General features: G+C 37.4%; 11 protein-coding genes. 9 read left to right on the top strand and 2 right to left on the bottom strand.

Annotated elements, in window-relative coordinates; translation table 11 throughout:
- Window positions 1–586: 586 nt before the first annotated feature.
- The 5 genes from Q1B07_RS24520 to Q1B07_RS24500 all read left to right on the top strand — a co-directional run bounded on the left by Q1B07_RS24520 (window position 587) and on the right by Q1B07_RS24500 (window position 5,686).
- Window positions 587–1,900 carry a sugar ABC transporter substrate-binding protein gene (locus Q1B07_RS24520; protein WP_299094850.1) on the top strand — a complete coding sequence of 438 codons (1,314 nt, stop codon included), beginning with the start codon at window positions 587–589 and terminating at the stop codon, window positions 1,898–1,900.
- A gap of 31 nt (window positions 1,901–1,931) precedes the next feature.
- Complete coding sequence (locus Q1B07_RS24515) at window positions 1,932–2,897, top strand: carbohydrate ABC transporter permease (RefSeq protein ID WP_299094848.1); 966 nt, start codon at window positions 1,932–1,934, stop codon at window positions 2,895–2,897.
- Window position 2,898: 1 nt separating this feature from the next.
- Window positions 2,899–3,735, top strand: a complete 837-nt coding sequence (locus Q1B07_RS24510; protein WP_299094846.1) for a carbohydrate ABC transporter permease — start codon at window positions 2,899–2,901, stop codon at window positions 3,733–3,735.
- Between the two features lie 31 nt (window positions 3,736–3,766).
- Window positions 3,767–4,687 carry an AraC family transcriptional regulator gene (locus Q1B07_RS24505; protein WP_299094844.1) on the top strand — a complete coding sequence of 307 codons (921 nt, stop codon included), beginning with the start codon at window positions 3,767–3,769 and terminating at the stop codon, window positions 4,685–4,687.
- Window positions 4,688–5,158: 471 nt separating this feature from the next.
- The gene (locus Q1B07_RS24500; protein WP_299094841.1) at window positions 5,159–5,686 is read left to right on the top strand and encodes a DUF2179 domain-containing protein; all 528 of its coding nucleotides are present in this window, start codon (window positions 5,159–5,161) and stop codon (window positions 5,684–5,686) included.
- A 276-nt stretch (window positions 5,687–5,962) separates the two neighbouring features.
- On the opposite strand, the gene Q1B07_RS24495 is transcribed toward Q1B07_RS24500, so the two are convergent.
- A complete protein-coding gene (locus Q1B07_RS24495) occupies window positions 5,963–6,841 on the bottom strand; it encodes a LysR family transcriptional regulator (protein WP_299094838.1) in 879 nt (292 codons plus the stop codon).
- A gap of 186 nt (window positions 6,842–7,027) precedes the next feature.
- On the opposite strand from Q1B07_RS24495, the gene Q1B07_RS24490 reads away from it, so the two are divergent.
- From Q1B07_RS24490 to sdhB, 3 genes are read left to right on the top strand one after another with little or no spacing between them, the layout of a single operon-like run.
- Window positions 7,028–7,636 (top strand): succinate dehydrogenase cytochrome b558 subunit, encoded by a 609-nt coding sequence (locus Q1B07_RS24490; protein ID WP_299094836.1) that lies wholly within the window; start codon window positions 7,028–7,030, stop codon window positions 7,634–7,636.
- Between the two features lie 32 nt (window positions 7,637–7,668).
- Complete coding sequence (gene sdhA / locus Q1B07_RS24485) at window positions 7,669–9,432, top strand: succinate dehydrogenase flavoprotein subunit (RefSeq protein WP_299094834.1); 1,764 nt, start codon at window positions 7,669–7,671, stop codon at window positions 9,430–9,432.
- Window positions 9,432–10,193 (top strand): succinate dehydrogenase iron-sulfur subunit, encoded by a 762-nt coding sequence (sdhB, locus tag Q1B07_RS24480; protein ID WP_299094832.1) that lies wholly within the window; start codon window positions 9,432–9,434, stop codon window positions 10,191–10,193. Before sdhA ends, sdhB begins: the two co-directional genes overlap by 1 nt.
- Before the next feature lie 176 nt (window positions 10,194–10,369).
- Here sdhB and Q1B07_RS24475 read toward each other — a convergent pair whose 3' ends face one another.
- Window positions 10,370–11,101: a MurR/RpiR family transcriptional regulator gene (locus tag Q1B07_RS24475; RefSeq protein ID WP_299094830.1), complete on the bottom strand. Its 732-nt coding sequence runs from the start codon at window positions 11,099–11,101 to the stop codon at window positions 10,370–10,372.
- Between the two features lie 192 nt (window positions 11,102–11,293).
- Between Q1B07_RS24475 and Q1B07_RS24470 the strand changes: the two genes are divergently transcribed.
- Window positions 11,294–12,622, top strand: a complete 1,329-nt coding sequence (locus tag Q1B07_RS24470) for a 6-phospho-beta-glucosidase (RefSeq protein WP_299094828.1) — start codon at window positions 11,294–11,296, stop codon at window positions 12,620–12,622.
- The last annotated feature ends 225 nt before the right edge of the window (window positions 12,623–12,847 follow it).

The following is a 12,847-nucleotide window of genomic DNA, read 5'->3' as shown; positions in this document are numbered from 1 at the left end:
GCTTGACTATCTAAGTCCCATTGAATATAAAAATATTCACCTTAAAAAAAGTGTCTAGTTTAGTGTTGACATACCAAAGCTTTCTATGAGACATTCCTCATCACTCTTATCAAGTTATGTCCAGAAGAAGTTTTCTATGAGACATTTCCTCATCACTCTTATCTAGTTATGATCAGTAGAAGCCTTCTATGAGGCATTTCCTCTTCTCACTTAACAAGTTATGTCCAGTAGAAACCTTCTATCGGACTTTTAAAATAGTCAAAAACATATATGTTACTAGGTTACATAACTAGTTAATGATTTCTTCTTCAGTTTTTAAGAATTTTAAAATCATACAGCAACGAGAGTTAAATTTTCATAGTAAAAAACACAACGAGAAGCAAGCATCGTTTTTAGATTTTTACTATAATTAAAATAACTCTAAAATTAGGAGGCTATTGTACATGGTTATTCTCCATTCGGAAGGTGGAAGGCACTTCTAATGCTTTTCATAGACTAGCAAGGAAAATGAAAGCGTTGTCAATAAGTGCTGGAATAAACTATGTAAATCATAGTACAAAAGATAACTGCCAAGGAGGAGTTGCATGTGTCTTACCATTTGAAGAAAATATCGATTGTCATTATTTTCGTTTTACTGGCAGGTTTCATGTCGGGTTGCAGTTTTACAGTTAACGGTGCGAATACAGGGGTAAAAGACGGAAAAATTCAGCTTCGGGTTGCCTGGTGGGGATCCCAGGATCGCCATGATAAAACGTTAAGGGCAATACAATTATTTGAAAAAGAGAATCCGGACATACATGTTATTCCTGAATTTACAGGCTGGGATGGCTACTGGGAAAAATTAGCGACAGCAGCCGCAGGTAAAAACTTGCCGGACGTTATTCAAATGGATTATGCGAAATTAATGGAATATATTGATCGCGATCTTATTGTCGATTTGAACCCATATGTTGAGTCAGGTGTATTAGATTTAAGTGATGTTGGAAAGGCGCATATTGAAGGCGGATATGTGGATGGCAAGCTTTACGCCGTTAATTTAGGCACGAATTCGCCGGCGGTTGCGTATAATCCTGAAATGTTCAAAGAAGCGGGGTTAGAGGAGTTTAAGCCAGGTTATACATGGGAGGATTACGCAAAAGTCTCCAAGCAGCTTCAAGAAAAATTCGGGGAAGGTTTGTATGGGGCAGGGGGAGTTGCCAATGGTCTTCCATGGTTTAACATTTATTTAAGACAACATGGCTTTGAAGTTTATAACAGCGAAGGCACAGGACTCGGATATGAAGATGACCAATTACTAATCGATTTCCTCGAGTATTGGGATGATTTGTTAAATGAGGATGTCGCTGCACCGCCAAAGGTAACAACAGCCATACAAGGGCTTGAAGATGAGTTGATTGTTCACGAAAAGTCGCCTTTTCTTTGGTTTCACAGCAACCAAATTGTTGCTTTGCAGCAATCAGCTGGACAAGATATTAAATTAGCTGTCTTTCCAAGCACTCCAGATGGTAAAGAGGGGCTCTATTTAAAACCGTCCCAGTTTTTCTCCGTCTCAAAGCAATCAAAACATCAGGAAGCTGCCGCGAAATTTGTGGATTTTATGACAAATGATCTAGAAGCAAATGAAATACTTGCTGCCGAAAGAGGCGTCCCCATTTCAGAAAAAGTTCGGGAGCATTTAAGACCTCAAATGAATGATGCAGCGAAAGAAATGTTCGACTATGTTGAACGCGTTGAAACCCATTCAAGCCCGATTTATCCTCCAGATCCACCAGGATCAGGTGAAGTTGGTACACTGTTTGACCGAATAATAGAGAAATTAAATTATGGAAACATCAGTGTGGAAGAAGCTGCCACTCAATTCCGGAAAGAAGCGGAAGAAATATTAGCAAAAAACAAATAACTATTTATTCATTCCATTGGAGGTGCGAAGATTGAAAGCGAATACAAATACAAAAGAGATGCCGAATGTAGAAGTAGTCACTCAACAACGTGAAAAAGTTGCAAATTTAAGGAAAAGCTTGAAAAAAGAATGTACAGCACTTGCGTTTATTTCACCTTGGTTACTTGGATTTCTTATTTTTACGATCGGTCCAATGATTGCTTCATTGTATTTGTCATTTACAGATTATGATATGTTAACGACTCCAAAATGGATCGGTATCGAAAATTACATCAATATGTTTACGGAAGACCCGAGGTTTTGGACCGCTCTTAAGGTCACTTTTACGTTTGTGTTTATATCTGTTCCATTAAAGCTTGCGTTCGCTTTGTTTGTAGCGATGTTATTTGTAAAACCTCGGCGTGGAATCGGTGTTTATCGAGCTGTTTATTATGTCCCTTCGATTGTAGGCGGGAGTGTAGCTGTTGCTGTTATGTGGAAGCAGCTGTTCGGTCTTGAAGGGGCTGTTAATGGCATTCTTGGTTATTTTAGAATGGAAGGACCGAACTGGATTTCAGATCCGAACTTTGCATTGTGGACATTGATTCTTCTCGTTGTTTGGCAGTTTGGCTCTCCAATGTTGATTTTTTTGGCTGGACTCAAGCAAATTCCGGCCGAGCTTTATGAGGCTGCTGCGGTAGATGGTGCAAACAAATTTAGTCAGTTTATCAAAATAACACTTCCAATGCTGACACCGGTCATCTTTTTTAACTTAGTTATGCAAGTGATTGGTGGTTTTATGACCTTTACCCAGAGCTTTCTCATAACTGCCGGTGGTCCGCTCGACCGAACATTATTCTATGCGGTGTATTTGTATGAGAAAGGATTTACTACGTTTCAAATGGGGTATGCATCTGCGATGGCGTGGATCATGTTAATCATTGTTGCAATCTTTACCGGATTGATCTTCAAGTCATCATCTGCATGGGTTTATTATGAATCGGAAGGTGGGAAGTAAAATGAAAAAATCGACACGAAGCTTTATCTTTCACTTTTTCACAATCGGCATCGGTTTCGCCATGCTTTACCCAATTTTGTGGACATTGGCCAGTTCTTTAAAACCAGAATCAGAAGTGTTCAAAAATGCAGCATCCTTGCTTCCCAGTGTTCTAAAATGGGAAAACTATGTTAAAGGCTGGGAAGGTTTTGGAGGGATTACTTTTGGCTCTTTCTTTTTCAACTCAGCTTTTGTAACATTACTTGTAGTAGTCGGTACACTATTTTCTTCTTCGTTAGTTGCCTTTGGATTTGCTCGTTTGGATTTCAAGTTAAAGCGTATTTTATTTATCTGTTTGCTAGGAACGATTATGCTTCCTACACAAGTCACGTTAATACCACAGTATATTTTGTTCCACAAGCTTGGATGGGTTAATACGTATAATCCATTAACGTTACCCGCTTTCCTTGGCGGCTCAGCATTTTTCATTTTTTTAATGATTCAGTTTATAAAAGGAATTCCAAGGGAATTAGACGAGGCAGCCGTTATTGACGGATGCAGCACGTTCGGAATCTTTTTTAGAATTATCCTGCCATTGATGAAGCCGACATTGGCAACCGTTGCTATTTTTTCGTTCTATTGGACATGGGATGATTTTATGGGGCCATTAATCTATTTAAATGACCCTAATTTATTTACAGTATCTCTAGGCTTGCGATTATTTTCCGATCCTTCTTCAGTAACGGAATGGGGACCATTGTTTGCGATGTCAATTGTTTCGTTGCTGCCAGTGTTTATCATCTTTTTGTTTTTCCAAAAGTACCTTGTGGAAGGCATTTCGACAACCGGGCTGAAATAATCGTATTAGAGTGAAGTTGGAGGGGGCTATAGTGAAAACATGTAATCTCGCTTACTACCGAAACAGGGGCAATCCTCAATCAGATAGTTTTGATTTTCATTCCCATACGGAATTTGAAATTTTTATGTTTCATAGCGGGAATTGCAACTATTTAATCAATAATACGGTTTACTATTTGCAGCCAGGGGATATGATCTTGATGAATGGATTAACGCTTCACCGGGCGAATCCATTGCCGCCTGAACCGTATGAGCGTAGCGTCATTCATTTTTCTGCTGAAACGATTCAGTCAGACCTGGAAGTTCTTGACTTTCCAGAATTATTAAGCCCTTTTAATACGTTTAACAATTGTTTGTTTCGAGATATACCAAGTGATTTGCTATCACGCATTGAGAAGTTGATCGAACAAATTGCAGGTTTATATGAGGAAAGTAAGGAAACATCTATGAGTCATGACATGACATTAAACAGCCGTTTTCAAGAGGCGAAAATGCAAACATTAGTGATCCAGCTGCTATTTGAAATTTTCGAATTAAGTCAGACTCACTTAAATAAATTGATTCAAGTTGAATCTGAAAAGGCACAGCATGTGAGACGGATCATCGTATGGATTGAACAGCATTACCATGAAAATGTAACATTGGACAGTATTGCGAAAACCCTCAATATCAGTAAATATTACATGTCTCATATATTCAAAGAAATGACGGGTGGAACCATCATAAAGTATCTAATGGGATGCCGAATAAACCGGGCAAAAAGGCTATTGCAAACTGAACCAAAAAAATCAATTTCAGAAGTCGGGTTAGAAGCTGGATTTAAACACACTTCCCATTTTAGTCGAATATTTTTAGAAAAAACCGGAATGAATCCATCGGATTATCGAATAAAATATTGTAAAACGCAACAATCTTCTTCGTCAGGGGATCATGCGTTATATGTAAATCAATAGAAAAAGGGTAAAGCGAGGAACTTGCTTTACCCTTTCTATTGTTTGTGGGAAATCAGAAAAAAATAGATTCAGGTTATGTGAGTGGAATACTAGAAATGATTTACATTAAATAAAAACATTTTACCTGTAGGGAAAGAATACTAGTTTCATTCCTCACAAGCTGTCTATGTCTTTTATGTATTGGACTTCGTAAATCCATATTAAATATTAGCGGTTACATTAATGTTATTATAGTGGAAATATTCAGTTAATTATGGTCTGATAATGCCTAGTTTTCTTTCAAAATTATCTGAGAGTGAATCAATTTAGAGGAAATCTATGTTTCTAGTGAGTGTTTTTTGCACAAGAACCTATAAATGTATAACTTATTCAACATTTAAATGAATTTTTCTTGTAAATAACAGAAGGACCCAATAATTTATAAATATGGAAATATGAAAGGAAATATGAAAGTAAAGGAGTGATAGTAATATGATTCAAGCGTTGCTTATTTTTTTATTACAAATAATATACGTCCCTGTGCTGACCATCAGAACGATCCTTTTGGTAAAAAATCAAACAAAATCAGCAGCCGGTATAGGATTATTAGAAGGCGGTATTTATATTGTAAGCTTAGGAATCGTTTTTCAAGATTTATCTAATGTCTGGAACATCACTGCGTATGTCATTGGATTTAGTGTAGGCTTATTACTAGGTGGCTATCTCGAGCGAAAACTAGCAATTGGATATATTACATATAATGTGAGTTTACTTGAAAAATGCGAAGAATTGGTAAGCGCTTTGCGATCATCTGGGTTTGGAGTTACTGTATTTGAGGGAGAAGGTATTGACTCCATACGTTATCGCTTGGATATAGTTGCAAAACGTTCACGGGAGAAAGAGCTCTTAGAAATTATAAATGGCAATGCACCAAAGTCATTTATGGTTTCATATGAACCTCGTTCATTTAAAGGAGGTTATTTAACAAGGGCTATGAAAAAGCGCAAAGATGTTAATTAATAGTATCTCTGGTAGGGAATTGATATTAAAATAGAAACGTTTAGCAAAAACCAGTGAATGTCTTTCCTCTAATTTCTAAAAAAGTCCCCCTAGAAATTTGGCAAACGGCTGTAGAGATGGATCGAAATAAATCAGCATTTTAAGTACTATTAGTACCTTAAGAACGTAGAAAAGGAATGTGAAATAGGTGAGATATTCTATTCGAGTTTCATTGAATAGAATATCTTTTCTTTAATCTTATATCTTAGCCGTATTGGTTAGTAAACGTTAATAAAATTATTTTTTAAAATAATTTAAGATGAATTGTTGAAATCGTTTTGCTGCTGGTGATAGGTATCTTCCTTCTACCCAAGCAAGTCCAATTACTCTCTGGATATTCGGAGCGCGTAATCGTATCCGGGTTATATGATCCCAATCTATTCCTTTGAATTCGGGAATTATTGTAACACCAAGTCCGGCAGCTACAAAAGCTGCAATCGTGTGGACCTCTTCACCCTCAAACGTAATTTTAGGCGTTATACCTGCCTCCTCAAATAGTTGATCAGTAATTCCACGTAGCCCATTTCCTTTTTCTAAGAGGACGAGTGGTTCATTAGCTATTTCATGTATAGAAATACTTTCATGTTTTGCTAAATGGTGTTTTGATGGAACAATTAAAAATAATTCTTCTTTCCATAATTGAACCCAACGAAATTGATCTTTTGATTCTATAGAAGAAACTAGACAAAAATCAATTTTACTAGACTCTAATTGATTAAGGAGCAAATCGTTTCCATTTTGTTTGAATTGAAAATTAATATTTGGATAATTAGAGCGAAAGGAACTGATTAAGTTAGGAATAAGATAAGTACCAAGGGTAGGCATAAATCCAAATGAAACATTTCCATAATCGGGATCAAGTAAATCATGGATTTCTTGCTTGCCATCTTGATATTCTTTCATTATTCGGTCTGCTCGCTTTAAAAATAATTGACCATAACTATTTAGTCTAATGGAACGTCCTTGACGTTCAAATAATGGAACACCTAATTCTTCCTCTAATTTAGCAATAGATCTACTAAGAGCAGGTTGAGAGATTAGTAAGGTTTCTGCAGCACGTGTTATATGTTGTAAACGTGCAACAACTTGAAAATACTCGATTTGTTGCCATTCCATTTCAGGATCACCTCTTATTATTAAATAGCACAATTCATAATTAAAATGCATGAAAACTATGCAAATAATAAATTAGACATTATAATACCTCAACTATATGATAAAGTATAGAAAATTTCAAAAATATCCAAACAAATGAATTTTTCTACACCAAAACAAGTCTCTTTTCCAAAGGGGGAAAAATGTTTGAGAGTAAATAAGGAATTTTTAAATCGTAGACTGCATTCATTACTTGGTGTTATACCTGTAGGTCTTTTTTTAGTTCAGCACCTTGTAGTCAATCACTTTGCTACAAGAGGGCCAGAAGCATTTAATGAAGCAGCACATTTTATGGAGATGCTGCCATTTAGGTATCTTTTGGAAATAGTGATCATTTTCCTTCCACTTTTATACCATGCTATTTATGGAGTCTACATTGCTTTTACTGCTAAAAACAATGTCAGTAATTATGGTTTTCTTCGAAATTGGCTATTTATGTTACAGCGTGTAACAGGCATTATTACTTTTATTTTTGTTGCTTGGCACGTTTGGGAAACGAGAATAGCTGCTGCACTTGGAGCTGAAGTGAATTATGATATGATGGCTTCCATATTAAGCAGTCCGGTTATGCTTGTATTCTATTTAATTGGAGTTATTTCAACAATCTTCCATTTTGCTAACGGGTTATGGTCATTTGCAGTTAGCTGGGGAATCACTGTTACTCCTCGCTCACAAGTTATTTCCACGTATGTTACGCTAGCAATATTTGTAGCACTTACCATCGTGGGAGTTCGAGCAATATTTGCATTCGTCTAATTCAGCAATCGCTATTAAAAGGAGTGGGCTTCATGAGTAAAAGTAAAATTATTGTGGTCGGAGGCGGATTAGCTGGTTTAATGGCTACGATCAAAGCCGCTGAAGACGGCGTTCAAGTAGATTTATTTTCATTAGTACCTGTTAAACGTTCTCACTCTGTATGCGCACAGGGAGGAATAAATGGGGCTGTAAATACAAAAGGGGAGGGAGATTCACCATGGGAACATTTTGATGATACGGTATATGGCGGGGATTTTCTGGCAAATCAGCCGCCAGTTAAAGCTATGACGGAGGCAGCTCCTGCTATTATTCACCTATTAGACCGAATGGGTGTTATGTTTAACCGTACTCCAGAAGGATTGCTTGATTTTCGCCGATTCGGTGGTACACAGCATCACCGTACCGCATTTGCCGGTGCAACAACTGGTCAACAGCTGCTTTATGCGTTGGATGAACAGGTTCGACGTTATGAGGTTGCTGGTCTTGTAACCAAGTATGAAGGTTGGGAATTCTTAGGTGCTGTTATTGATGATGATGGTGTTTGTCGTGGAATTACAGCACAAAACCTGGCATCAATGAAAATTGAATCCTTCCGTTCTGATGCTGTTATTATGGCAACAGGCGGACCTGGCATTATCTTTGGAAAATCAACAAACTCAGTTATTAACACCGGTTCTGCAGCTTCAATTGTATATCAGCAAGGTGTTTATTATGCAAATGGAGAATTTATTCAAATACATCCTACTGCAATACCCGGTGATGACAAGCTTCGTCTTATGAGTGAATCTGCCCGGGGAGAAGGGGGACGAGTTTGGACATATAAAGATGGAAAGCCGTGGTACTTTCTTGAAGAGAAATATCCTGCATATGGAAACCTTGTTCCACGTGATATCGCTACACGTGAAATCTTTGATGTTTGTGTTGAACAAAAGCTAGGTATCAATGGAGAAAACATGGTTTATCTAGATTTATCACATAAAGATCCAAAAGAGCTTGATATTAAATTGGGCGGAATTATAGAAATCTATGAAAAATTCATGGGTGACGATCCACGTAAAGTTCCAATGAAAATTTTCCCTGCGGTCCACTATTCGATGGGGGGATTATGGGTGGACTATGACCAAATGACAAATATTCCTGGATTATTTGCTGCTGGTGAGTGTGATTACTCAATGCATGGTGCCAACCGTTTAGGTGCGAACTCTTTACTATCAGCAATCTATGGTGGAATGGTAGCTGGTCCAAATGCAGTTAAATATATTAATGGCCTTGATAAGAATGCCGAGGATCTCTCTTCAACACTTTTCGATGGTTATGTGAAACAGGAAGAAGAGAAATGGAATCAAATTATGGGCTTGGATGGTAATGAAAATGCATATGTTCTTCACAAAGAGCTAGGGGAATGGATGACTGATAACGTTACTGTTGTAAGACATAATGATAAACTTCTTAAAACAGATGAGAAAATTCAAGAACTGATTGAACGTTTTGATAACATTAACATTAATGATACGGCGAAATGGAGCAACCAAGGTGCAGCTTTCACGCGTCAATTGAAAAACATGCTTCAGCTTTCTCGTGTTGTAACACTTGGAGCTTACAATCGAAACGAGAGTCGAGGTGCTCATTATAAACCGGCATTTCCTGATCGAAATGATGAAGAATTCTTAAAAACGACAATGGCTAAACATACAGGTGATCGTACCGCTCCTGCATTCCATTACGATGATGTTGATGTATCGCTAATTAAACCACGTAAACGCGACTATTCAAAAAGTAAAAAGGGGGATAAATAATGAGCGAGAATAAAGTAGTTCAATTTATTATCAGCCGACAAGAATCGCCCGAATCTGCACCTTATCAGGAAAAATTCGAAATTCCTTATCGTCCGAACATGAATGTTATTTCAGTTTTGATGGAAATCAGACGTAACCCTGTTAATGCAGAAGGTAAAAAAACAACTCCAATCAATTGGGATATGAACTGTCTTGAGGAAGTTTGCGGTGCATGTTCAATGGTGATAAATGGTAAACCTCGTCAATCATGTACTGCCCTAGTCGATCAGTTAGAACAGCCAATTCGACTAGAGCCAATGCGTACGTTCCCTGTTGTTCGTGATTTACAGGTTGATCGTAAACGGATGTTTGATTCTCTTAAGAAAGTAAAAGCTTGGATTCCTGTAGATGGCACGTATGATTTAGGACCTGGTCCACGTATGCCAGAGAAGAAACGTCAATGGGCATATGAATTATCAAAATGTATGACATGTGGGGTTTGTTTAGAGGCATGTCCGAATGTAAATAGTAAATCGAACTTTATCGGCCCAGCTCCATTATCTCAAGTGCGTCTGTTTAACGCACATCCAACAGGAGAAATGAATAAATCAGAACGTCTTGAAGCGATAATGGGTGATGGTGGACTTGCCAATTGTGGAAATTCTCAAAACTGTGTTCAGTCATGTCCAAAGGGAATTCCTTTGACTACATCGATTGCTGCCTTAAATCGTGACACAGCTATTCAATCTTTCCGTAATTTCTTCGGAAGCGATCAAGTGTAAATCCATAATGGGAGAGAGTGTTTGTTAATTTGGTGTGAAATGCCAGGAAAAAACATAACTATAGTGTAAGCCCGTAATCAAACATCGCATATAAAAAGCGCAGCACCTCCTAGTATGATAAACCTATCAATTTAAGGAGGTGCTTTTCTACGCTACATCAAAATAGAGTTCCTAAGTCAATCATCCCTTCTACTCTTCTCATACACCCTTCGTGCCATTTCCTCTAATATAAAAACAACTGGAATTTGCGTGGTAATATTTGAAGTTTCAAAAAATTCCTCCGTCACATAATAGGAAACATTTTCATCAGATATTTTGGCAATCGTAGACTGCCCGTTGTTTGTAATACTTAATATTTTACTGCTTTTTTCTTTCAACTTATGAATGTGAGATATGGTAAACTCATTTTCTCCAGAAACGGACAAAGCAATTGTAATGCAATTATTCAAGTTGGCGTGTATAGGCGTATACCAATCTTTTAAGTATGTAGAAAATGTACCCAAGCTCGAGAAGTATCTAGCACCGTATTCAGCAAGAGTACCTGAACTGCCTATTCCGATAAAATATACATGATTTGCTTTAGAAATGGTGTCTGCAGCATCCTCTAGCTTAGAAGTGAATTTCTCATTTTGAGTGCGCTCAAAAAACTCCGCTAACACATGCTGGCCGCTTTTAATCGTTATGTCCCTCTTTTCATCAATTAATAGCTTCAGTTTCACTTTAAACTCCGAAAAGCCTTCACAATTTAATTTTCTGCAGAAACGCATAATTGTAGAAGTGGAAACATGAGCCTCATCAGCAAGATCCCGTATCCGCATATAAATGACTTTTTCTTTATTTTGCATGACGTATTTATAAATCAGCATCTCCAGTTCATTGAATGTTGCAATGACCTCATTCGTAAACAAATCCTTCTCACCTTTCGTGTGAACTTTCTTCCTTTAGTTAGTATACCCCAAAAGAGAAACACAGTGTTATTTTCAAGAAACAAATGTCTTTAAGTGTAAAACAAGTCTAACGCTTTCAAAACTATATTTAATTCGCTTTTTCTTCTCTATAATTGGTTTTGTAAATTCGTTATTTTTTAGGAGGAATGATCCATGAGTAAGGGAATTAAAATCGCAACGATTGGCGGAGGTTCAAGTTATACTCCTGAATTAGTAGAAGGCTTTATTAAAAGATATGATGAACTGCCTGTAAGGGAATTATGGTTGGTTGATATAGAAGCAGGGAAGGAAAAGTTAGAGATTGTAGGGAATCTTGCAAAAAGAATGATCGAAAAGGCAGGACTCCCTATCGAGGTTCATCTAACACTAGATAGGAAAGAGGCATTGAAGGATGCAGATTTTGTTACGACACAATTTCGCGTAGGGTTACTGGATGCTCGTGCTAAAGATGAAAGAATTCCTTTAAGTCATGGAGTATTAGGTCAAGAAACAAATGGACCTGGTGGACTTTTTAAGGGATTGCGTACAATACCAGTTATTCTGGACATTGTAAAAGATATGAAAGAACTATGTCCAGATGCGTGGTTGATTAACTTTACAAACCCTGCCGGCATGGTGACTGAAGCTGTTCTTCGCTATACAGACCATAAGAAAATCGTTGGTTTATGTAATGTTCCGATCGGAATTGAGATGGGGGTAGCAAAGCTATTAGATGTTGACCATTCACGTATTCGAATTGATTTCGCTGGTTTAAATCATATGGTATATGGATTAGATGTGTATCTGGACGGGGTAAGCGTCAAGGAGAGAGTAATCGAACTGTTATCAAATCCAGAGAACAGCAGCTTTGTTAAAAACATAGAAGGGCAAGGATGGGAGCCTGAATTTATTCGTGCATTAAATGTTCTAACTTGTCCATATCACCTTTACTATTATAAGAGTGATGAAATGCTAGAAAAAGAGATGAAAAACTTTAAAGAGGGCAAAACGAGAGCGGAAGTCGTGAAGAAATTGGAAGAGGAATTATTCGAGCTGTACAAAGACCCTAATTTATCCATTAAACCACCTCAGTTAGAGGAACGAGGCGGAGTGTATTACAGTGATGCAGCCGTTCGTTTAATTTCCTCCATTTATAACGATAAGCGGGATATTCAGCCTGTTAACACAATTAATAATGGGGCAATCGCTAGTATTCCGTATGAGTCTGCTGTAGAAGTAAGTTGTGTTATCACGAAAGAAGGTCCAAAACCAATCATAAATGGAGATTTACCAGTTGCTGTTAGAGGGTTAGTGCAACAAATTAAATCATTTGAACGGGTAGCAGCTGAGGCAGCAGTAACAGGAAACTACGATACAGCTTTACTAGCCATGACAATAAATCCGCTAGTTCCTTCTGATAAATTGGGGAAAGCGATTTTGGATGAAATGCTGGAAGCACATAAGGAGCATTTACCACAGTTTTTTCAAAAAGTAGAAGTGTAAGACTAGGATTTTACAAGAAAAGTTCGTTTTTTATCTTATTTCAAATTAGCTGGAATTGGAAAAATCATCGTTTTCTTTAAGTCAGCTAATCGTTCATTTCTTAAGGAAGAGGCTGCCTAATCTAGGCGGCTTTTTTAAAAGGTAAGAATGTTACTGACGCTCTATAATGACAAGAAATTGATGAAATACTTTGTCCATAATCTGACGGAATTATTGGCCGGAAGA

The sequence above is a fragment of the uncultured Metabacillus sp. genome (assembly GCF_947503125.1).
In the GTDB taxonomy this organism is placed as follows: Bacteria; Bacillota; Bacilli; order Bacillales; family Bacillaceae; genus Metabacillus.
Note: the sequence above shows the minus strand (reverse complement) of the source record. Positions and strands in the feature narration are given on the sequence as shown.

Coding starts and splice junctions, on each gene's coding strand:
- sdhA (WP_299094834.1), top strand. CDS start 7,669: ATGAGTAAAAGTAAAATTATTGTGGTCGGAGGCGGATTAGCTGGTTTA.
- Q1B07_RS24510 (WP_299094846.1), top strand. CDS start 2,899: ATGAAAAAATCGACACGAAGCTTTATCTTTCACTTTTTCACAATCGGC.
- sdhB (WP_299094832.1), top strand. CDS start 9,432: ATGAGCGAGAATAAAGTAGTTCAATTTATTATCAGCCGACAAGAATCG.
- Q1B07_RS24500 (WP_299094841.1), top strand. CDS start 5,159: ATGATTCAAGCGTTGCTTATTTTTTTATTACAAATAATATACGTCCCT.
- Q1B07_RS24470 (WP_299094828.1), top strand. CDS start 11,294: ATGAGTAAGGGAATTAAAATCGCAACGATTGGCGGAGGTTCAAGTTAT.
- Q1B07_RS24495 (WP_299094838.1), bottom strand. CDS start 6,841: ATGGAATGGCAACAAATCGAGTATTTTCAAGTTGTTGCACGTTTACAA.